This is a genomic window from Streptomyces sp. NPDC090025 (assembly GCF_044748125.1).
Classification (GTDB): Bacteria; Actinomycetota; Actinomycetes; order Streptomycetales; family Streptomycetaceae; genus Streptomyces.
Map to the genome: position 1 here is coordinate 128492 of NZ_JBIVFL010000018.1, position 20821 is coordinate 149312.

Annotated in this window: 18 protein-coding genes; 8 read left to right on the forward strand and 10 right to left on the reverse strand. The window is 70.1% G+C overall.

The window, feature by feature from the left end:
- Positions 1–15: 15 nt before the first annotated feature.
- From ACIPXM_RS31325 to ACIPXM_RS31350, 6 genes are all read right to left on the reverse strand, one after another.
- Positions 16–717, reverse strand: coding sequence for a response regulator (locus ACIPXM_RS31325; RefSeq protein WP_401662496.1), 702 nt, complete (start codon positions 715–717; stop codon positions 16–18).
- A gap of 104 nt (positions 718–821) precedes the next feature.
- The gene (locus ACIPXM_RS31330) at positions 822–1553 is read right to left on the reverse strand and encodes a potassium-transporting ATPase subunit C (protein ID WP_401662498.1); all 732 of its coding nucleotides are present in this window, start codon (positions 1551–1553) and stop codon (positions 822–824) included.
- 2 nt (positions 1554–1555) lie between these two features.
- A complete protein-coding gene (gene kdpB, locus ACIPXM_RS31335) occupies positions 1556–3667 on the reverse strand; it encodes a potassium-transporting ATPase subunit KdpB (protein WP_401662500.1) in 2112 nt (703 codons plus the stop codon).
- Complete coding sequence (kdpA, locus tag ACIPXM_RS31340; RefSeq protein WP_401662502.1) at positions 3664–5328, reverse strand: potassium-transporting ATPase subunit KdpA; 1665 nt, start codon at positions 5326–5328, stop codon at positions 3664–3666. The genes kdpB (ACIPXM_RS31335) and kdpA overlap by 4 nt, the downstream gene beginning before the upstream one ends.
- Before the next feature lie 8 nt (positions 5329–5336).
- Positions 5337–5426: a K(+)-transporting ATPase subunit F gene (kdpF, locus tag ACIPXM_RS31345; RefSeq protein WP_267260032.1), complete on the reverse strand. Its 90-nt coding sequence runs from the start codon at positions 5424–5426 to the stop codon at positions 5337–5339.
- Positions 5427–5657: 231 nt separating this feature from the next.
- The gene (locus ACIPXM_RS31350; protein ID WP_401662505.1) at positions 5658–5945 is read right to left on the reverse strand and encodes a hypothetical protein; all 288 of its coding nucleotides are present in this window, start codon (positions 5943–5945) and stop codon (positions 5658–5660) included.
- 54 nt (positions 5946–5999) lie between these two features.
- Between ACIPXM_RS31350 and ACIPXM_RS31355 the strand changes: the two genes are divergently transcribed.
- Complete coding sequence (locus tag ACIPXM_RS31355) at positions 6000–6731, forward strand: MerR family transcriptional regulator (protein WP_401662507.1); 732 nt, start codon at positions 6000–6002, stop codon at positions 6729–6731.
- Between the two features lie 33 nt (positions 6732–6764).
- Here the strand turns inward: ACIPXM_RS31355 and ACIPXM_RS31360 are convergent, their stop codons facing one another.
- The gene (locus ACIPXM_RS31360; protein WP_401662509.1) at positions 6765–9296 is read right to left on the reverse strand and encodes an ATP-binding protein; all 2532 of its coding nucleotides are present in this window, start codon (positions 9294–9296) and stop codon (positions 6765–6767) included.
- Complete coding sequence (gene kdpF / locus ACIPXM_RS31365) at positions 9293–9382, reverse strand: K(+)-transporting ATPase subunit F (protein ID WP_401662511.1); 90 nt, start codon at positions 9380–9382, stop codon at positions 9293–9295. Before kdpF (ACIPXM_RS31365) ends, ACIPXM_RS31360 begins: the two co-directional genes overlap by 4 nt.
- Before the next feature lie 875 nt (positions 9383–10257).
- Between kdpF (ACIPXM_RS31365) and kdpB (ACIPXM_RS31370) the strand changes: the two genes are divergently transcribed.
- From kdpB (ACIPXM_RS31370) to ACIPXM_RS31390, 5 genes are all read left to right on the forward strand, one after another.
- Positions 10258–12399, forward strand: coding sequence for a potassium-transporting ATPase subunit KdpB (kdpB, locus tag ACIPXM_RS31370; protein WP_401662513.1), 2142 nt, complete (start codon positions 10258–10260; stop codon positions 12397–12399).
- Positions 12400–12665: 266 nt separating this feature from the next.
- The gene (locus tag ACIPXM_RS31375; protein ID WP_401662515.1) at positions 12666–13475 is read left to right on the forward strand and encodes an SDR family NAD(P)-dependent oxidoreductase; all 810 of its coding nucleotides are present in this window, start codon (positions 12666–12668) and stop codon (positions 13473–13475) included.
- Positions 13476–13489: 14 nt separating this feature from the next.
- A complete protein-coding gene (locus tag ACIPXM_RS31380; RefSeq protein ID WP_401662558.1) occupies positions 13490–13567 on the forward strand; it encodes a 50S ribosomal protein bL37 in 78 nt (25 codons plus the stop codon).
- A gap of 61 nt (positions 13568–13628) precedes the next feature.
- Positions 13629–14414: a GNAT family N-acetyltransferase gene (locus ACIPXM_RS31385; RefSeq protein WP_401662517.1), complete on the forward strand. Its 786-nt coding sequence runs from the start codon at positions 13629–13631 to the stop codon at positions 14412–14414.
- A gap of 45 nt (positions 14415–14459) precedes the next feature.
- Complete coding sequence (locus ACIPXM_RS31390; RefSeq protein ID WP_401662519.1) at positions 14460–15017, forward strand: hypothetical protein; 558 nt, start codon at positions 14460–14462, stop codon at positions 15015–15017.
- Here ACIPXM_RS31390 and ACIPXM_RS31395 read toward each other — a convergent pair.
- Positions 15003–15761 (reverse strand): DUF4118 domain-containing protein, encoded by a 759-nt coding sequence (locus tag ACIPXM_RS31395; protein ID WP_401662521.1) that lies wholly within the window; start codon positions 15759–15761, stop codon positions 15003–15005. The two genes, ACIPXM_RS31390 and ACIPXM_RS31395, sit on opposite strands and share 15 nt — an antisense overlap.
- Before the next feature lie 183 nt (positions 15762–15944).
- On the opposite strand from ACIPXM_RS31395, the gene ACIPXM_RS31400 reads away from it, so the two are divergent.
- Positions 15945–17900, forward strand: a complete 1956-nt coding sequence (locus ACIPXM_RS31400; RefSeq protein ID WP_401662523.1) for an amino acid transporter — start codon at positions 15945–15947, stop codon at positions 17898–17900.
- Positions 17901–18446: 546 nt separating this feature from the next.
- Here ACIPXM_RS31400 and ACIPXM_RS31405 read toward each other — a convergent pair.
- Complete coding sequence (locus ACIPXM_RS31405) at positions 18447–20285, reverse strand: APC family permease (RefSeq protein WP_401662525.1); 1839 nt, start codon at positions 20283–20285, stop codon at positions 18447–18449.
- A gap of 204 nt (positions 20286–20489) precedes the next feature.
- On the opposite strand from ACIPXM_RS31405, the gene ACIPXM_RS31410 reads away from it, so the two are divergent.
- Positions 20490–20672: a hypothetical protein gene (locus ACIPXM_RS31410; RefSeq protein ID WP_190102325.1), complete on the forward strand. Its 183-nt coding sequence runs from the start codon at positions 20490–20492 to the stop codon at positions 20670–20672.
- Positions 20673–20821: the final 149 nt, after the last annotated feature.

Consider the following 20821-nt stretch of genomic DNA (forward strand, 5'->3'; position numbering starts at 1 on the left):
TGAGCGGACGGGACGTCACGCCTCGAAGCGGTATCCCATGCCGGGCTCGGTGATCAGATAGCGGGGGTGTGACGGGTCCGCCTCCAGTTTGCGACGCAGCTGCGCCATGTAGACCCTCAAATAGTTGGTCTTACTGCTGTAGCTCGGCCCCCACACCTCCTTGAGGAGACGCTGTTGGCTGACGAGGACGCCGGGGTTGCAGATGAGGATCTCCAGCAGGTGCCACTCGGTCGGGGTGAGCCGGACGTCGCGGTCACCGCGCCGGACCTTCTTCCCCACGAGATCGACCGAGAACTCGTCGGTGGTGACCACGGCGGCCGCCGCTCCCGGACTCGGCCGCGCCTGCGCGGGCGACTCCTCGATCCGGCGGGTGGCCGCCCTCAGCCGGGCGAGGAGTTCGTCCATGCTGAAGGGCTTGGTCATGTAGTCGTCCGCACCGGCGTCGAGGGCCCGGATCTTGTCCTCGGACCCGCTGCGGGCGGAGAGTACGAGCACCGGAGCCCGGTTCCAGCCGCGCAGCGCCCGGATGAGGTCGATGCCGTCCATGTCGGGCAGCCCGAGATCCAGGAGGATCACGTCCGGTGGCTCGGTGGCCGCGAGCCGGAGCGCGGCGGCGGCGTCGTGGGCCGCGTCCACGTCGTACTTGCGTGCTTTGAGGTTGATCGTCAGAGCACGCGCGAGCTGCGCGTCGTCCTCGACGACCAGGACCCGGGTCATCGGCGTACTGCCTTTCGTTTGAAGCATGGCGTCGGATGCGCGTCGGGAGCCGGCAGCCGGGACGTTCCCGGACTGCCGGCTCCCGTGCGTCGGGCGTAAGGCCATCAGCCCTTGGCCGCCACGAGCGACTTCAGCGCGAGGTTGAGCTGGAGGACGTTGACGCGGGGCTCGCCGATGAAACCGAGGATGCGGTCGTCGGTGTGGTCGGCGACCAGCTTCTCGACCTGCTTGACGTCGAGGCCGTTCTTCTCCGCGACTCGGTGCACCTGGAGCTTCGCGTACTCCGGGGAGATGTGCGGGTCAAGGCCCGAGCCGGAGGACGTGACCGCGTCGGCCGGGACGTCGGACGGCCTGACCTTGAAGTCGGCGGTGGAGTTGTCCTTGACGACGGCGGCCTTGGCATCCGTCACCTGGGCACACAGGGTGCCCTCCTCCGGCTTCTCCGGGCAGACGGCCTTCCCTTCCTTGTCGGTCACGGCGCCGTTGTCACCGGAGCGGTTGGTGGCGCCGGAGAGGATGATCTTGTACTGGGTGTTGACGCTGTTGGTGCCGAGGCCGTTGGACGGGCGCGGCTGGAACCACTTCAGGTCCGGGCTCGCGGTCTCCTCGCCGTCCTTCAGCGGGAGGTTATAGGTCTGGCCGATGAGCTCGGAGCCGACGACCTTCCCGCTCGCGTCCTTGATCTCGGAGCCGTTCGCCTTGCCGGGGAAGGCCAGTTGGGCGACGCCGGTGACGGCGAGCGGGTAAAGCACGCCCGTCACCACGGTCAGGACGAGCAGGGCACGGAGAGCGGCCCAGAGCAGACGTCCCGCGTTGCCTACGGAGTTGTTCGTCATGGTCAGCCGATTCCGGGGATGAGGGAGATGAGCAGGTCGATGATCTTGATGCCGATGAACGGGGCGATCAGGCCGCCGAGTCCGTAGAGGCCGAGGTTGCGGCGGAGCATCGAGTCGGCGCTGCTCGGCCGGTAGCGCACGCCCTTTAGGGCGAGCGGCACGAGCGCGATGATGATCAGGGCGTTGAAGATGACGGCGGAGAGGATCGCGGACTCGGGCGAGGCCAGGCCCATGATGTTGAGCTTGTCCAGCGACGGGTAGGCGACGGCGAACATCGCGGGGATGATCGCGAAGTACTTCGCGACGTCGTTGGCGATGGAGAAGGTGGTCAGCGCGCCTCGGGTGATGAGGAGCTGCTTGCCGATCTCGACGATCTCGATGAGCTTGGTCGGGTTGGAGTCGAGGTCGACCATGTTGCCGGCCTCCTTGGCGGCCGACGTGCCCGTGTTCATCGCCACGCCGACGTCGGCCTGGGCCAGGGCGGGGGCGTCGTTGGTGCCGTCGCCGGTCATCGCGACCAGCTTGCCGCCCGCCTGTTCGCGCTTGATCAGCGCCATCTTGTCCTCGGGGGTGGCCTCGGCGAGGAAGTCGTCGACACCGGCCTCTTCGGCGATGGCCTTGGCGGTCAGCGGGTTGTCACCCGTGATCATGATCGTCTTGATGCCCATGCGGCGCAGCTCGTCGAACCGCTCGCGCATGCCCTCCTTGACGACGTCCTTCAGGTGGATGACACCCAGGACGCGGGCGCCCTTGTCGTCCTTGGTTGCGACGAGGAGGGGCGTGCCACCGGCCTCGGAGATGGCGTTGGCGAGGGTGTCGGCGTCGTCGGAGACCTGGCCGCCCTGCTCCTTCACCCAGGTGACCACGGAGCCCGCGGCACCCTTGCGAATGCTCTTGCCGTCCACGTCGACACCCGACATACGGGTCTGGGCCGTGAACTCGATCCAGGTGGCGTGCGCCAGCTCGCCCTGGTGGCGCTCGCGCAGCCCGTACTTCTCCTTGGCGAGGACCACGATGGAGCGGCCTTCGGGCGTCTCGTCGGCGAGCGAGGAGAGCTGGGCGGCGTCGGCGACCTCCGCGTCGGTGGCGCCCTTGACCGGAACGAACTCGGAAGCCTGCCGGTTGCCGAGGGTGATCGTGCCGGTCTTGTCGAGCAGCAGCGTCGACACGTCGCCCGCCGCCTCGACGGCGCGGCCGGACATCGCGAGCACGTTGCGCTGGACCAGCCGGTCCATGCCGGCGATGCCGATCGCGGAGAGCAGCGCGCCGATGGTGGTCGGGATGAGGCAGACCAGGAGCGCCGTGAGGACGATCATCGAGGTCTGCTTGTCGGCCCCGGCGTAGATCGCGAAGGGCTTGAGGGTGACAACGGCCAGCAGGAAGACGATGGTGAGGGACGCCAGCAGGATGTTGAGGGCGATCTCGTTCGGGGTCTTCTGGCGGGCGGCGCCCTCGACCAGGTTGATCATCCGGTCGATGAAGGTCTCGCCGGGCTTCGTCGTGATCTTGATGACGATCCGGTCGGACAGCACCTTCGTACCGCCCGTGACCGCGCACCGGTCGCCGCCGGACTCACGGATGACCGGCGCGGACTCGCCCGTGATCGCCGACTCGTCGACCGAGGCGACGCCCTCGACGACGTCACCGTCGCCGGGGATGATGTCGCCGGCCTCGCAGACCACCAGGTCACCGATCTTCAGATCGGTGCCGGGGACCTGCTCCTCGCTCTTGCCGTCCTTCGTGAGGCGGCGGGCGACGGTGTCGGTCTTGGCCCGGCGCAGGGTGTCGGCCTGCGCCTTGCCGCGGCCCTCGGCGACGGCCTCGGCGAGGTTGGCGAAGACCGTGGTGAGCCAGAGCCAGGCGGTGATCGCCCAGCCGAACCAGTCCCCCGGGTTCTTGATCGCGAGCGCGGTGGTGACCACCGAGCCGACCAGGACTACGAACATGACCGGCGACTTGACCATCACGCGCGGGTCGAGCTTCCTGATCGCGTCCGGGAAGGACTTGACCAGCTGCTTCGGGTCGAACAGCCCGCCACCGACACGTCCGCCCTCGGGCTTGTGCCCCGTGGGTACGTCCGGGTGCGGTGCCCGGGTGGGAGTGATGGTGCTCATGCTGCGAGCCCTTCGGCGAGCGGACCCAGCGCCAGGGCCGGGAAGTAGGTGAGACCAGTGATGATCATGATCGTGCCGACCAGCAGGCCGGTGAAGAGCGGCTTCTCGGTGCGCAGGGTGCCCGCGGTCTCGGGGACGGGCGCCTGCTCGGCGAGGGATCCGGCCAGCGCGAGCACGAACACCATGGGCAGGAAGCGGCCGAGCAGCATCGCGATGCCGATGGTCGAGTTGAACCACTGCGTGTCGGCGTTGAGGCCGGCGAAGGCGGAGCCGTTGTTGTTGGCGCCGGAGGTGTAGGCGTACAGGATCTCGGAGAAGCCGTGCGCGCCGGAGTTCGTCATCGAGTGCGCCGGGGTGTCCAGGACGAACGAGGCCGCCGTGAAGCAGAGCACCAGCGCCGGCGTGATCAGGATGTAGAGCGCGGCGAACTTGATCTCCCGCGTACCGATCTTCTTGCCCAGGTACTCGGGGGTGCGGCCGACCATCAGACCGGCGATGAACACCGCGATGATCGCCATGATCAGCATGCCGTAGAGGCCGGAGCCGGTGCCGCCGGGCGCGATCTCGCCCAGCTGCATACCGAGCATCGCGATGCCGCCGCCGAAGCCGGTGAAGGAAGAGTGGAACGAGTCCACCGCGCCGGTCGAGGTCAGCGTGGTGCTGACCGCGAAGATCGACGATCCGCCGATGCCGAAGCGGGTCTCCTTGCCCTCCATGGCGCCGCCCGCGATGTCGAAGGCGGGGCCCGGGTGGGCGAACTCGGTCCACATCATCAGCGCGACGAAGCCGAGCCAGATGGCGCCCATCGTCGCCAGGATCGCGTAGCCCTGCCTGATCGAGCCGACCATGCGCCCGAAGGTGCGGGTGAGGGCGAACGGGATGACGAGGATGAGGTAGATCTCGAAGAGGTTCGACAGCCCGTTGGGGTTCTCGAAGGGGTGGGCGGAGTTGGCGTTGAAGTAACCGCCGCCGTTGGTGCCCAGCTCCTTGATGACCTCCTGCGAGGCGACCGCACCGCCGTTCCACTGCTGGGTGCCGCCCATGAACTGGCCGACCTCGTGGATCCCGGCGAAGTTCTGGATCGCGCCGCACGCCACCAGGACGAGCGCGCCGACCACCGAGATCGGCAGCAGGATGCGGACGGTGCCGCGGACCAGGTCGGCCCAGAAGTTGCCCAGCTCACCCGTACGGGAGCGGGCGAAGCCGCGGACCAGGGCCACCGCGACCGCGATACCCACCGCGGCGGAGACGAAGTTCTGCACCGCGAGGCCGCCGGTCTGCACGACGTGGCCCATGGCCTGCTCGCCGTAGTACGACTGCCAGTTGGTGTTCGACACGAAGGATGCGGCCGTGTTGAAGGCCTGGTCCGGGTCGATCGAGACGAAGCCGAGCGAGCCGGGCAGCGAACCCTGGACGCGCTGCAGCAGGTAGAGGAAGAGCACACTCACCGCGGAGAAGGCGAGGACACCGCGCAGGTAGGCGGGCCAGCGCATCTCCACGTTTGGGTTGGCGCCGATCGCCTTGTAGATCCACTTCTCAGGCTTGTAGTGCTTCTCCGAGGAGTAGACCTTGGCCATGTAGTCGCCGAGCGGCCGGTAGGACAGGCCGAGGGCGACGATCAGGGCGAGGAGCTGGAGGATTCCAGCAAGAACGGGACTCATCTGGGAACTCAGAACCTCTCCGGCTTGACGAGGGCGAGGACGAGATAAGCCAGCAGGCCGGCGGCGACAACCAGACCGATGATGTTCTCGACAGTCACAGCTTCGCCACCCCCTTGGCGACGAAAGCCACCAGCGCGAAGATCGCGATCGTGGTGACGACGAAGGCCAGGTCGGCCATCGTGAGCTCCCGGATGTGAGTGGATGAGATGAGCGGTCCGTCGGACCTGTTAGAGGAAAGCGCATTTCAGCCACCACACCGCCGACGTTGACGTCCCCCTAACGTGTACTGCGGCCGTCTTTACACAACCCGTACGCGCCGGCGTCCTGGATCAGTCGGTTTCCTCGCCGACCAGCGCCTTCAGCAGTCGGTCCAGCTCGTTCCCGGCGTCGTCGAACCCGGCGTCCGAGATCCGTTGCAGCTCGCGCAGGTTGCCCGTCGCGACGGCCCGCCGCGTGAGCAGGAGCCCGGCACGCATGGACCCCTCGTCCAACAGCTCGCTCAGCTCCTCCAGGTCGCCGTGGGCGTCGGCGAGGTCGGCCAGCCGGTCCAGAGCGGTCTCGTTGCCCTCGTCGGCCAGTGCCCGCAGGGTCTCCCGATCGATGTTCTTGCTCGTCATGACGCCAGGGTGCGACCCTGCCCCTGGGGAAAGGCCAAATGGGACGATGGCCGGGTGATCACCATCGGGCAGCTGGCCAGGTACGTCGGAGTGTCGACGAAGACGATTCGCGTCTATCACGACAAGGGGCTGCTCCCCGAACCCGACCGCGACGCATCCGGTTACCGACGGTACGGTGCTGCTGACGCCATCGAACTGATCAAAATCCGCGCACTCGCGGAAGCCGGGGTCCCCCTGGCCCGCATCCGGGACCTCAGAGCGGCGGCCGACGAGGACTTCCAGCAGGCACTGCGCGAGATCGACGACGGGCTCACCGCCCGTATTCGTGACCTGCGGGCGACACAGGGGCGCCTGCGCCGACTCGCCGCCGGGGAACTGTCACCCCTGCCCACCGAGGTCACCGCCTTTCTGCGGCGGCTGCCCGGCTGGGGCTTCACCTCCCGATGGGTGGACCTGCAACGCGACCTGTGGATCCTCGTGTTCGCCACCCACCCGGACGAGGCGATGACACTCTTCGGGGACCAGGACGAGATCCTGGCCGACCCCGCGCGGCGGCAGCTCTTCCTCGACTACGACCACGCGCACGACCTCGATGCCGACGACCCCTGTCTCGACGACCTCGCCCGCCGGATCGCCGAGGAGACCCGAGCGCGCTACGGGCCCGACGAACTGCCCGAGCTGGACACGGGCTCCGAGATCCCCGCCCTCATCCAGGGCACGGTCAATGCCGAGTCCGCGGCGTGGCGGCACCTCGACACGCTCATCCGCACCCGTCTGAAGGTATGACTCGGCGTGAAGGAAACACCGGCTTCGGCTCACTCATCGGGCCACCTGCGTGGCTTCGTCGGTGCCGCTCCTCTCCAGCGGTGCGCAGGGCAGGCTGATGACCATGGTCAGGCCGCCGCCCGGGGTGTCCTCGGGGGTGAGCGTGCCGCCCATGGCCTCGGTCAGCCCTCGGGAGAGTGCGAGGCCGAGGCCGACGCCCGTGGTGTTGTCGGTGTCACCGAGGCGCTGGAAGGGCTCGAAGGCCTGTTCATGGACGCCTGCGGGGAGGCCCGGGCCACGGTCGACGATCCGGATCTCCACGCGGCCCGCAAGGCTGCTGGCGGTGATCAGGACCGGGTGCTCGGGCGGGGCGAAGCGGGTGGCGTTGGCGACCAGGTTGGCGACCACCCGTTCCAGAAGGGGCGGGTCGGCGAGCACCGCCGGGGTGTCCTCCAGGCTGGCGACTGCGGGCGGCCGGGAGCCGGGCGTCAGGGTGTCGAGAGCCGAGGGGACGACCTCCTCCAGCGCGGTGGGTCGTAGGGACAGGGAGAGGGCCCCCGCCTGGAGGCGGCTCATGTCGAGGAGGTTGTCGATGAGCCGGCCGAGCCGGGCCATGGAGGTGTCGGCGGTGTCGAGGAGCTCTTGACGCTCCTCCTCGGTGAACTCGACGTCGGGGCTGCGCAGCGAGGCGACCGCGGCCCAGCCGCTGGCGAGTGGCGTGCGCAGGTCGTGGCTGACGGCGGCGAGGAGCGCGGTGCGCATGCGGTCGGCGGCCCGTACGGGTTCCACCTCGGCGGCGGCCTCGGCAAGCCGGTCGCGTTCGGCGGCGGCGGAGACGTGAGCGGCGAAGGCGGCGAGGACGCGGCGGTCGGAGGAGGACAGGGGCCGGCCGCGCAGCACGAGGTGCAGGCCATCGTCGACGGCGACCCCTGTGATGTCCCTACCGTCGGCCGGTCCCGTCTCCCGGACGGCGGCGAGTTCGGCCGCGTCCATGAGCTCGGCCGATGCCATCCCGAAGGCCTCCTTGGCCCGGCTGAGCAGGGCGGAGACCGCCTCCTCGCCACGGACGACGGAGCCCGCGAGCGAGGACAGGGTCTCGGCCTCGGCGGTGGCGCGGGCGGCCCTGCGGGAGAGCCGTAGGGACCGGTCGACGGCCGCGGCGACGACTCCCGCGACGACGGCGAAGACGACGAGGGCGAGGACGTTGTCCGGGTCCTGGAAGCTGAACTGCCCGACGGGCGGTATGAACCAGTAGTTGAGCAGCAGGGAGGCGGTGAGCGCGGCGACGAGCGCGGAGGCGACACCGCCGATGCACGCGACGCCCACCACGGTGAGGAGAAAGAGCAGCGCCTCGCTGGTGAGGTTGAGCGTGCCGCGGACGCGGTCGAGCAGCAAGGTCAGCAGCACCGGGAGGACCAGGCCGGCGACCGGTCCGGCGACGAGCCGGGAGGTCGGCAGGGTACGGCGCCGGGAGGGCAGCAGACGGCCACGTCCTGCCCGCTCGTGGGTGACCATGTGGACGTCGATGTCACCGGAGAGCGCGACGATCGTCTCTCCGATGCCCCGCCCTGTGAGGAATCGCTCCAGCCGCCCGCGTCGGCTGGTGCCGACGACGAGCTGGGTGGCGTTCTCCGCACGGGCGAAGTCGGTCAGGGCCGTGGGCACGTCCTCGCCGACGACCGTGTGGTAGCTGCCCCCCAGGTCTTCGACGAGCCGGCGCTGGCGGCCCAGAGCGGCGGCGGAGGCGCCCGCGCTCAGTGCGTCGCTGCGCGCCACGTACACCGCGAGGAGTTCGCCGTGGGCGGCGCGGGCGGCGATGCGTGCGGCCCGGCGGATCAGGGTCTCCCCCTCGGGCCCTCCGGTGAGCGCCACGACGACCCGCTCGCGGGTCTCCCAGACTCCGCCGATGCGGTGTTCCGACCGGTAGGCGCGCAGGGCGTCGTCCACGCGGTCTGCCAGCCACAGCAGGGCGAGTTCGCGCAGAGCGGTGAGGTTGCCGATGCGGTAGTAACGGGCGAGGGCGGCGTCGACCTCACCGGGCGGGAGGATGTCGCCGTGGGCCATCCGGCGGCGCAGCGCCTCGGGCGCCAGGTCGACGAGCTCGATCTGGTCGGCGCCTCGTACGACGGTGTCGGGGACGGTCTCCCCGCCGGGCAGTTCCGTGATCCGCTCGACGACGTCGCTGAGCGATTCCAGGTGCTGGATGTCGAGCGTCGTGACGACGTCGATTCCTGCGGCGAGGAGTTCGGCCACGTCCTGCCAGCGGCGCTCGTTGCGGCAGCCGGGGGCGTTGGCGTGGGCGAGATCGTCGACGAGGACGACCTCCGGACAGCGGCGCAGCACCGCGTCCAGGTCGAGCTCCCGGCCCCGGGGCGCGACCCGATCGAACCCTTGGAGCATCGTCTCCGTGTAGGGGCGTCCGTGTGGCTCCACGAGCCCGGCGACCACATCCGTGCCTCGCGCCGCCCTGCGGCTACCCTCGTCGAGCATCCGGCACGTCTTGCCCACGCCACGGGCGGCCCCGAGGTAGACCTTGAGCCGGCCGCGGCGACCAGGTGCCCCGTCGGCGGGGCTGCGGACGTTCAAAACTTCTCGGGCTTGATGAAGGCGGCCACCAGGTAACCGACCAGGGCGACCGTGATGATCAGACCGACGATGTTCTCGACACTCATGTTCCAGACTGCCCTTCGACTGCGCGGCATTTCCTCGGAATTGCGCGCGTGGCGCACGCACTCCCGAAGAAGACGCCGCTCGTCTTGTCCTGCGCAGCCACCTTGACGGCTCCCTGGCGCCCAGGCCCGTGATGCTGACAGGCTCTTGACGCGATCCGTACGGACGTCATCCGCGGTTCGCACAACCCGGCGCAGAAACCGAGAACGGGCCGGGGTGCCGTTCCAGGAGTGCGTGTCAGAACTCCCGGGACACCCCGGCCCGCGGCCGGCCCGGCCGCGACCCCCCTCAGGGTCACGGGCCGGGCGGGGCCCCTGGCCGGACGGCCGTCGCATGGCGTTGGGCTTCTGTCGGGGCCCCCGCCCCCAGACTGTGCCCTGCATCGGCGCCGCTGGTCGTGCGCCCGCCGAACCGACGGTCGTCCGTCCCCCGTGCCGATCAGTCTTGACCGGGCGAGAACTGAAGACGATCTCTGTTGACGCGACCCTGACGCCCCGCGCGCGAGTCCTGACACCGTCCTGACAGACGGCGCGGCAGGGTGCAAGGAAACCGTCAGAGCCACGCCTCAGACCGTCAGAGGGGCGTCAACGTCCGTCCGCCGGAACGAAGTCGGCGACTACATTCAGCAACCGCCGCTCACCGCCGAGGACGTCAGTGGCTCGACCCTCCTCGACGAAGGCCGCTCGGTGCCATGCCTCCCATCCGCATGCGCCGAGCCGGGAACGGCGCCCTGCCGATCACCGCCCATCCTCGGGATCGGCAGGGCGCCTCGCTCCCGTTCCTCTGTCCGGCGCACCCGGAACTCCCGGTGCGTCCTGCCGGTCCAGCCGTCGCCCGCCGTCCCGGGCGGCGGCTCCTTCATGAAGGTCCTGACCCCATGAATCCCGCCGCTCCAGTCCAGCAGGCGCCTTCCCTCCCGCCCACCACGCATCCACCACGGCGCAGACGCAGCGTGGAGGGCGGGCTGCTCGACCCCGCCCAGATGATCAGCTCGTTCCCCGACGCCCTCCGGAAACTTCATCCACGGCACCTGGTCCGTAACCCGGTGCTGTTCGTCGTCGGAGTCGGATCGGTCCTCACCACCCTGTCCGCGGTCGTCAACCCGTCCGTGTTCACCTGGGTGATCAGCGTCTGGCTGTGGCTGACGGTCGTCTTCGCCAACCTGGCCGAGGCGGTCGCCGAAGGACGGGGCCGGGCACAGGCCGAGTCGCTGCGGAAGGCCCGTACGGACACGGTGGCCCTGCGCCTCCGGCACTGGCGGTACGGGACGGATCTCGACCGGGCGGAGACGGAGGCCGTGGCCGCCACGGATCTGAAGATGTTCGACTTCGTACTCGTCGAGGCGGGCGAGCTGATCCCGGCCGACGGCGACGTGGTCGACGGGGTCGCGGCGGTCGACGAGTCCGCCGTCACCGGTGAATCGGCCCCGGTCATCCGCGAGTCCGGCGGCGACCGGACGGGAGTGACGGGCGGTACGACGGTGCTGTCGGACCGGATCGTCGTACGGGTCACCTCGCGGCCCGGCCACTCCTTCATGGACCGCATGATCGCCCTGGTCGAGGGCGCCTCCCGGCAGAAGACGCCGAACGAGATCGCGCTGAACATCCTGCTCGCCGCGCTCACCGTCGTCTTCGTCCTCGTCGTCGTCGCCATCCAGCCCATGGCCACGTACGCGGGCGCGGCCCCCTCCACCACCGTCCTCGTCGCCCTGCTCGTGACGCTCATCCCGACGACGATCGGCGCGCTCCTCTCGGCCATCGGCATCGCCGGCATGGACCGGCTCGTCCAGCGCAACGTCCTCGCCATGTCGGGACGGGCCGTCGAGGCCGCCGGCGACATCAACACGCTCCTCCTCGACAAGACGGGGACCATCACCCTCGGGAACCGGGAGGCCGCGGACTTCGTGCCGCTGCCGGGCATCGACGAGGCCATGCTCGCGAACGCCGCGCAACTGTCCTCGCTCGCCGACGAGACGCCCGAAGGCCGCTCGGTGGTGGTCCTGGCCAAGGAGCGGTACGGGCTGCGGGCCCCGGCCGACGGCGAGCTCGCGAACGCCCGGTTCGTGGAGTTCAGCGCGCAGACCCGTATGAGCGGCATCGACCTGCGCTGGGACAACGGCGCCGTCTGCCACGTGCGCAAGGGGGCGACGGCGCAGGTCATCGCCTGGGTGGAGATGTACGGCGGGAAGGTTCCCGGCGAGGCGGGCGCCTGGAGCGACCAGATCTCGGCGGCCGGCGGCACCCCGCTCCTGGTCGCCGTCCACGACTGGGACGGTCCCCGCGTCCTCGGCATCGTCCACCTCAAGGACGTGGTGAAGGACGGCATCAAGGAACGGTTCGCGGAGCTGCGCCGCATGGGCATCCGCACGGTCATGATCACCGGCGACAACCCGCTGACCGCGCGCGCCATCGCCCACGAGGCCGGGGTCGACGACTTCCTCGCCGAAGCCACCCCCGAGGACAAGCTCGCCCTGATCAAGAAGGAGCAGGAGGGCGGCAAGCTGGTCGCGATGACGGGAGACGGCACGAACGACGCTCCGGCGCTCGCCCAGGCGGACGTCGGCGTGGCCATGAACACGGGCACGTCGGCCGCGAAGGAGGCCGGCAACATGGTCGACCTCGACTCCAACCCGACCAAACTCATCGAGATCGTCCAGATCGGCAAACAACTCCTCATCACCCGAGGCGCGTTGACAACCTTCTCGATCACGAACGACGTGGCCAAGTACTTCGCGATCATCCCCGCGATGTTCGCCGGCGCCTATCCAGGCCTCGAAGCGCTCAACATCATGGGTCTGCACAGCCCCACCTCGGCGATCACCTCCGCCATCATCTTCAACGCCCTGATCATCGTGGCGCTCATTCCGCTCGCGCTGCGCGGCGTCCGCTACACGCCGGCATCGGCGCACGACCTGCTGCGCCGCAACCTGCTGCTCTACGGTCTCGGCGGTCTCGTCCTGCCGTTCATCGGCATCAAGGCCATCGACCTGCTCGTGTCGATGATTCCGGGGCTCGGGTGAATGTCCGTCAGGGCGGCGTCAGGGAAGGGCCTTTGGCCTTGCCCCGGGATGTGTCCCGGGATTGGATGAGAAGCGTGAACAGCGCGTGGCTCCTGCTCGACCGGCCGCCTCATCAGGCGTCGCCGAGTCGCACGCCCCGCTGCCGACCGGGCGCGTCCGCCCTGCGCTGACGCCTGCCCGCGCCACGTCACAGGGGCGCCGTGACCGTCGCAACCGGTCCACGGCGCCCCTCTTCTCGTACCTCTTCGACCAACCCTGGATGAACCATGTCTTCTTCCTCCCTGTCCGGACGCACCGTGCTCGTCACCGGCGCCACCTCAGGCATCGGCCACCAGACCGCCCGGCAGCTGGCCGAGCGCGGCGCCACCGTGCTCCTCCACGGCCGGACCACCGAGGAGGCGCACGCCGCCGTCGACCGTCTCGTCACGCTCTCCGACGTCTCCGCCGGGCAGCTGTGCCCCTTCGGCGCCGACTTCTCCCGTCTGGAGGAGGTCGAGCAGCTTGCCACCCGGGTCCTCGCCGAGCACCCACACCTGGACGTCCTGGTCAACAACGCGGGCATGGCGGCTCCCGAGCGGCACACCGTCACCGTCGACGGCAACGAGATCGCCTTCCAGGTCAACTTCCTCGCCCACTACCTCCTGACCAACCTCCTGGAACCGGCCCTGACCTCCGAGCCGGGCGGCCGCGTCGTCAACGTCTCCTCCTCCCTGCACCGCACCGGCTCCATCCAGTGGGCCGACCCCAACCGCGCCCGCCGCTACTCCCGGCTCGCCGCCTACGCCCAGTCGCAGCTGGCCCTGACGGTCTTCGCCGCCGACCCCCGGGTCACCGCCGTCTCCGTCCACCCCGGCATCTGCACCACCAGCCTGCTGCCCCTGTACGCGCACGAGGGCGTCTCCCCCGCCGAGGGCGCCGCCCATGTCGTACGGCTCTGCGACCCGGCCGTCGAGATCGTCAACGGCGCCTACTACGACCGCGAACACCGCGTCGCACCCGCGCCCGCCGCCACCGAGGAGCGCACGATCAAGCGCCTCACCAAGCTCGCTGACGTCCTCGTCGGCCACACCGCCTGAAGGGAATCCGAGGCATGTCCAAGCGCGCACGCAAGAAGAAGGACCGCCGCAAGAAGAAGGCGAACCACGGCCGCAAGGCCGGCCAGAGCTGACCCCGAACGGGGCGGCCCGTCCCCCGGCGGGCCGCCCCGTGTCCGTAACGGAGGTTCCCCCGTGATCCCTCACCCCGCCCACCAGCCACCGGCCTGCGCCCGCGTCTTCCCCGCCGGCGGACCAGGCACCGCCGCCCTCGCCGAGCACGTCCTCGCGACCGGCCACGGCACCTGGTGGACCGACCGCACTGAACACCCCCGCGTCATCGCCGTCACCTGCGGCGACCACGCCCTCCTGGCCGGCGACCCCACCGCCCTCACCCCCACCGACCTCGCCCCGCTGACCGGTCACTGTGTCGAGGCGTCCGACCGCTTCCTGCCGGTGCTCGGCGCCGCTTTCGACCGCCTGCACCCCTGGGACCGCATGCTCTACATGCACCACGCGGCCGGGGCTCCACCACGCGTGCCGCGCGCGGTGACGGTACGGCGGCTCACTTCCGAGGACGGCCCGGCGCTCGCGGCGCTCGCCCCCTCCATGAGTTGGATCCACGCCACATGGGGCGGTCCCGCGGGCCTCGCCGCCTCAGGGCAGGGCTGGGCAGCCTTCCGTAAGGGCCGTGTCCTCGCGCTGGCCTGCACGCGCTTCACCGGAAGCCGGTACGAGGACGTGGCCTGCGCCACCGACCCCTCCGAGCGACGGCAGCACCTCGCCCTCGCCTGCGTCCAGGGCCTCACCGCCGACATCACCGCCCGCGGCCGAACCGCCACATGGAGCTGCTCCCGCGACAACCGTGCCAGCCGCCTCCTGGCCTGGACGGCCGGCTTCCGCCTCGTCCGCGAGTACGTGCACCACACGACCGGACCCATCGCCGTCAGCAACCCGTCAATCCTGCGGGCAGCAGCGTAAACACGGCGTACGAGCCCGGTGGCGGGGCCGGGCAACGGTCCTAGCGTGAGCGCCATGAAGCCGTTCCGTCGCATTGCCCGTCGTGCAACCGACGTCCCCGGCGACGTTCTGTCAGACGCGGGGTGGCCGGGAGAGGCTCGCGCCGCCGTCGGATGCGCGGTGCTCCTGCTGGCGGCGTCGCTGACCGTCGACGCCGGCACGCACGGCCTGACGCTGCTCCGCACGGCGGGATTCATCGCTCTCGCGTCGCTCTTGCTGGTGGTCCTGGTGCCCCCGCGGGTCAGCGCCGCACCGGACCTGCTGATCGTCCAGGGCCTGTGGGTGACGCGGACGGTCCGCCTGGACCGGCTCACGGCGTTCGCCTGGCCGGCCGGAGGCACCTCGCATCGTGTGATGCTCAGGGATACGGAAGGCGGTCGAGCCGAGGTCGACCTGCGCGTTCTCACCGCCAATCCGGCGCTCTGGCTCCGCCTCGAGGCCGGCGCCCGCACCTCCTTGCAGCGCGGCATGCTGAGCCCCGGCACCCACGATCTGGCCCGGCTCTCCCTCTACATCCACCACGAGACGACACGGTCGGTTCTCAAGGTCTCAGGGCTGGGCTAGATCCTTCTGGCCGCTGAGCACGAGCGCGGCCAGCCCCGCCAGGTCGACGGCGACCAGCCGGGCCTCCGGCGACGCCGGCACGACGCCGGGCACAGGAGTCATCACGAAGACCCCTTGGCAGCGCCCGTGGGCGACGGCCCACAACTCCGTCTCCCCGTCCGGCCAGCCCTGTCGGTCCAGGTCCCAGATCCAGCCGTCGACGCGCAACGAGCCGTCGGGTTCCAGTCTGGGCAGCGGACGATCGACGGGCGCAGAACCATGCACGAAGCGGCAGCCGCGCAGGTCGAGGACCTCGATGAGCTCCTCCCGGATCTGCTCGACGAGTTCGTCGGCCGAACCTCGGCCCGACCGGAGCAGCCTCGCCAGGGCATGCAGCCGCTCCAGGTGTCGGGCATCCGAGACCGCTGCCCTCCGCAGCACCCGGGCACGGGCCGACAGCTGGGACACGGCCAGACCGACGAACAGCAGCAGCACCGCCGTCTCCACGTCGGCGCGGTCCTGGATGTGGAAGCTCTGGTGCGGCTCGGTATGGAAGAAGTCGAACCAGGCGACCGCCGACATGGCTGCCAGCGCCCCGGCGAACCGATTCCCCAGGGCCGACACAGCCACGACCACGACGACGAGCAGCAACGCCAGATTCGTGTGCGAGAGGCTCGTACGCAGCGGCACCAGCGCCAGCCCCATCAGAAACGGTGCGAGGACCGCGGCTGACATCGCGACCGCGTCCCGGAGTGACATCCGCATTCACGGCCTCCTCCGCATACAGCTCAAGATTGCCCCTGGTGTGAGGGATGTGACGCCCGACCGGCCCATCTTGACGCTTTCCTGACGCGCGACCCGGGCTCTGCAACGGGTGCTCTGCTTAGGCTTGCCCGGCCGTCCGGTGACGGCCGAAAACGATCGCCTACGAACACCCGGGGACCACCGATGGCCACCACGAACGACGCTCGCTCTGACCGATTGCGAGCGTGGATGCTGGAAGGGCTGTCCGACATGGGGAAGGGCAAACCCTCCCGGCCCAAGGAGCCCGCCGCGGACTCCGGGCACAAGGGGCAGCGCTGGTGGCGGGTCATGTGCCTGACGGGCGTGGACTACTTCTCGACCCTCGGCTACCAGCCCGGCATCGCCGCCCTGGCCGCCGGCCTCCTTTCTCCCGTGGCCACGATCGTGCTGGTGATCGTCACCCTGGCCGGCGCCCTGCCGGTCTACCGGCGGGTGGCGGAGGAGAGCCCGCACGGCGAGGGCTCGATCGCCATGCTGGCGCGCCTGCTGTCCTTCTGGAAGGGCAAGCTCTTCGTCCTCACCCTGCTGGGCTTCGCGGCGACCGACTTCCTCATCACCATCACGCTGTCGGCGGCCGACGCCTCCACCCACCTGGTGGAGAACCCCCACCTGGAGTCGGCCCTGCACGACAAGCAGGTGCTGATCACCATGATCCTCATCGCGCTGCTCGGCGCGGTGTTCCTCAAGGGCTTCCTGGAGGCCATCGGCGTCGCCGTCGCCCTCGTCGGCATCTACCTCGCCCTGAACGCGGTCGTCGTGGTCAACGGTCTGTGGCACGTCCTGACGGAGGGCCATGTCGTCACCGACTGGACCACCGCGCTGACCGCCGAACACGGCAACGTCTTCGCCATGGTCGGCGTCGCCCTGCTCGTCTTCCCCAAGCTCGCGCTCGGACTGTCCGGCTTCGAGACCGGCGTCGCCGTCATGCCCCACGTCCAGGGCGACCTCGATGACACCGAGGCGAAGCCGACCGGGCGGATCCGCGGCACCAAGAAGCTGCTGACGACGGCCGCGCTGATCATGAGCGTCTTCCTGATCACCACCAGCTTCATCACCACCGTGCTGATCCCCGAGAAGGAGTTCGAGTCCGGCGGCAGCGCCAACGGGCGCGCCCTCGCCTATCTCGCCCACGAGTACCTGGGCAACACCTTCGGCACCGTCTACGACATCGCCACCATCGCGATCCTGTGGTTCGCGGGCGCCTCGGCCATGGCCGGCCTGCTCAACCTGATGCCCCGCTACCTGCCCAAGTACGGCATGGCCCCCCACTGGGCCCGCGCGGTGCGCCCCATGGTGATCGTCTTCACCCTGGTCGCCTTCCTCGTGACGTGGATCTTCGACGCCGACGTCGACGCCCAGGGCGGCGCCTACGCCACCGGCGTCCTCGTCCTGATCTCCTCAGCCGCCATCGCCGTCACCATCGCCGCGCGCAAGGCCGGCCAGCGCGGCTGGACCATCGGCTTCGGCGTCATCTCCGTCGTCTTCCTCTACACCACCGTCGTCAACGTCATCGAACGACCCGACGGCGTGAAGATCGGCGCCTGCTTCATCGCCGGCATCATCCTCATCTCCCTCCTCTCCCGCCTCGGCCGCGCCTTCGAGCTCCGCGTCACCCACATCGAGCTCGACGACATGGCCGAGCGCTTCATCCAGGACATCTCCCGCCGCACCCCCCGCTTCATCGCCAACGAACCCGGCGCCCGGGACGCCGAGGAGTACCGGGCGAAGAAGGACCAGATCCGCGCCGACAACGACCTTCCCGGCACCGAGGACTTCGTCTTCGTCGAGGTGACGATCACCGACCCGTCCGAGTTCGAGGCCGGCCTGACCGTGAAGGGCGAAGTCCTTCACGACCGCTTCCGGGTCCTCACCGTGGAGAGTTCCTCCGTCCCCAACGCCCTCGCGGCGCTCCTCCTCCACGCCCGCGACCTCACCGGCACCCGCCCGCACATCTACTTCGAGTGGACCGAGGGCAACCCCTTCGCCAACTTCCTCCGCTTCTTCCTCTTCGGCCAGGGCGAGATCGCCCCCGTCACCCGCGAGATCCTGCGCGAGGCCGAGTCCGAACGGGACCGACGCCCCCGCGTCCACGTCGGCTAGCCAGGTGGAGCTCCGGCTTGATCTCTACGGCCAAGGTGAGCCGGGCGCCGTCGGTGGCGATGTCGAGATTCATTCATGGCGTCGACCTCGTAGCGCCCGGCGACCTCGCGGGCGCGGGTGTCGTCGTACGGCCCGGGCTGGGGGTTCTTTTCGGTCAGGCACCGCCGCCACCGCCGCGTACTGGCATATCAGGACCAAGGACGAGCGGGTGCGGCCGCCGGTGACGCGGTCTGGCCCGAGGTCGAGCTGCCCGACCCCGACGCGATGGACCGGCGTCAGTCCGCCGCCACCATTGCCGGGAGCATGCACACGATGCTCACCCGCCACCCGTAGCTCGGGCAGGCCTTCGGCAACTTGATGCACGGTCCCGGTGAGTCACGGCACGACGACCACAGCCTCGCCCAGTACGAGCGCGCGGGCTTCTCCCCCGCCGACGCCGACCGGGCCGCGGCCGCGTACACCGCGGCTCCGACCGCACCTGCGGATTCGGCCTCGCGGCGCTCCTCGACGGCTTCGAAGCGCAGCCGGCAGGGACGAGCTGTCCGGCTAACGAGCCCCGAGCCGGAACCTCAGTCGGCAGATCACGGCATCCGTGTCCCTGCGTACGGCGTGGGCCACGACCGCGCCCCGCTGGTTCTGCAGCAGCCGCTGCCACAGGTGCTCCGGCTCGGCCTCCGGGATCAGCACGGTGACCCTGGTGCCCGGCGCGGCCGCGCGCAACTCGCGTACGTAGGAGCTGACGGGCCGGCCCAGCGAGCGCCGCTCGGAGGGGAGCCGTACCAGCGGAACGCCCGAGTTCCACAGCGCCCAGTCCCGCTCCAGCGCCTCGGTCTGGGCCCGGTCCTCCGGGTCCGGGTGACAGACGGTCACCGCCCGAACCTCGTCGCCGAGGGAGACGGCGGCGGTGAGGGCCTCGCTGGTGAGCCGGGTGAGCGAGGAGACGGGGACCAGGACGAGGGAGCGCTCACGGTGCGGCGGTTCAGGGACGCGGCCGACGCCCAGCCGCTCGCCGATCCGCCCGTACGCGCGGTGGACGGTCTCGAAGGCGAGGACGAGGACGGCCAGGGCGATCACGATCAGCCAGGCACCGTCGTGGAACTTCGCGGCGGTGACGACGAACGCGGAAACGCCGGTCAGGACGGCACCGAGACCGTTGAGGAGGGCCCTCCCCCACTGCCGGGTGGCCCGCCAGTGCAGGACCATGCCGGTCTGGGCGATGGTGAAGCCGACGAAGACGCCGATGGCGAAGAGCGGTACGAGGGTGTTGGTGTCGCCGCCGGAGAACACGAGCAGCGCCGCCGACACCACGGCCAGCCACACGACCCCGTGCCGGTGCACCTGCCGGTCCGCCTTGAGGCCGAAGACGTGCGGCACGTAGTTGTCACGGGCCAGCAGCTTCAGCAGGACGGGCAGGCCTCCGAAGGACGTGTTCGCAGACAACGCGAGGAGCGCCATGGTCGCGAACTGTATGACGTAGAAGGCCCAGTTGTGCCCCAGGGAGGCGTCGGCGAGCTGGGCGAGGACGGTGACGCCCTCCACCGGCTGGAGCCCGAAGCGGGAGATCAGCACCGACAGTCCGACCAGCATCACACCGAGCAGCGCGCCCAGCGCCACCTCCGCGCGCATCGCCCGCCGGGCGGCCGGCGCCCGGAAGGAGGGCACGGCGTTGGCTATCGCCTCGACACCGGTCAAGGCGGAGCAGCCGGATGCGAACGCCTTGAGCAGGAGCAGGGCGCCGACGGTGGTGGCGTTGTCGGCGAGGACGGAGGCGTGGCCGTCGGAGGCCGCGGTGGAGACGGGCGCGTCGCGGAACAGGCCGACGGCGATCACGACGAGGATCGCGCCGACGAAGGCGGCTGTCGGGACGATGAAGGCGCGGGCCGAGTCGACGATCCCTCGCAGGTTCACGGCTGTGATGAGCACCAGGACGCCGAGGCAGATCACCAGCCGGTCGCCGTACAGGCCCGGGAAGGCGGACGTCAGCGCGGCCACACCGGCGGTGACGGCGACGGCCACGTTGAGGACGTAGTCCAGGACCAGCGAGCCAGCCGCGACCAGACTCGTCCGCCGCCCCAAGTGTGCCTTCGCCACGGCGTAGGAGCCGCCGCCGTCCGGGAACGCGGCGATGACCTGCCGGTACGAGGCGACCAGGACGGCCAGCAGGCCCGCGATGGCGAGCGTGACCGGCAGCGTAAACCCCAGCCCGTGTCCGCCGGCTGCGGCCAGCACCAGCACGATGGCCTCGGGCCCGTACGCCACCGACGCCATCGCGTCCAGCGACAGCGCGGCCAGACCGGTGACGGCGGTCAGCTTGTGCCGCGCACCGCTATCAGGGGGCTCCTCGGCACCGGGTACGGCGTCCTTCGCGGTGGTCAAGGTGGTCATGCGGACGGGCTCCTTCACATCGGGCTCCGATCAGCGTCCGGCCCCACCACGGGCATGTCTGCCCTTCCTGGCGCGTTCTTGGCGCAGCTCGCCCTTCCCCTGACAGCTCCTTGACGCCGGACTCGACGGCGCGGGGCGTCAGGTTCGAGTGAAGACTTCACGGGCAACGGGCGGCCGGCCCGACCGCGCCCTACAGTTCGGCCCATGACGCGACCCGACGGACGCCTGCCTTCCGACCACAGCGTGCGCCGGCACTCGATCGGGCTCGTCGGCGGCGCCTGCCTCGCCAGTCCCCTCGGGCTGGTCCTCGACAGCATGTGGCTGCTCGGGGCCGGCGCGTGGCTCCTCATCGCGGCCGTCCTCCTGGAGCTGGTCTACCGCCCCTGACCACCCACATCAACGGGCTCTTCAGGTCACCGAGCAGCGTTCCCCGGAGTAGGGCGGCACGACTCCCCCATCCGTCCCCAGTAGGGACCGCCGCACCAAGTAGCCCCACCGGGACGGATTGCCTGCGTCTTCCCTTCCCCACCCCATGA

Bases quoted from the DNA above. Each gene is read 5' to 3' on its own strand.
- ACIPXM_RS31410 (WP_190102325.1), top strand. From the start codon at position 20,490: ATGACGCGACCCGACGGACGCCTGCCTTCCGACCACAGCGTGCGCCGG.
- kdpB (WP_401662500.1), bottom strand. From the start codon at position 3,667: ATGAGCACCATCACTCCCACCCGGGCACCGCACCCGGACGTACCCACG.
- ACIPXM_RS31400 (WP_401662523.1), top strand. From the start codon at position 15,945: ATGGCCACCACGAACGACGCTCGCTCTGACCGATTGCGAGCGTGGATG.
- ACIPXM_RS31380 (WP_401662558.1), top strand. From the start codon at position 13,490: ATGTCCAAGCGCGCACGCAAGAAGAAGGACCGCCGCAAGAAGAAGGCG.
- kdpB (WP_401662513.1), top strand. From the start codon at position 10,258: ATGAATCCCGCCGCTCCAGTCCAGCAGGCGCCTTCCCTCCCGCCCACC.
- ACIPXM_RS31395 (WP_401662521.1), bottom strand. From the start codon at position 15,761: ATGCGGATGTCACTCCGGGACGCGGTCGCGATGTCAGCCGCGGTCCTC.
- ACIPXM_RS31350 (WP_401662505.1), bottom strand. From the start codon at position 5,945: ATGACGAGCAAGAACATCGATCGGGAGACCCTGCGGGCACTGGCCGAC.
- kdpA (WP_401662502.1), bottom strand. From the start codon at position 5,328: ATGAGTCCCGTTCTTGCTGGAATCCTCCAGCTCCTCGCCCTGATCGTC.
- ACIPXM_RS31405 (WP_401662525.1), bottom strand. From the start codon at position 20,285: ATGACCACCTTGACCACCGCGAAGGACGCCGTACCCGGTGCCGAGGAG.
- kdpF (WP_401662511.1), bottom strand. From the start codon at position 9,382: ATGAGTGTCGAGAACATCGTCGGTCTGATCATCACGGTCGCCCTGGTC.
- ACIPXM_RS31325 (WP_401662496.1), bottom strand. From the start codon at position 717: ATGACCCGGGTCCTGGTCGTCGAGGACGACGCGCAGCTCGCGCGTGCT.
- ACIPXM_RS31375 (WP_401662515.1), top strand. From the start codon at position 12,666: ATGTCTTCTTCCTCCCTGTCCGGACGCACCGTGCTCGTCACCGGCGCC.
- ACIPXM_RS31330 (WP_401662498.1), bottom strand. From the start codon at position 1,553: ATGACGAACAACTCCGTAGGCAACGCGGGACGTCTGCTCTGGGCCGCT.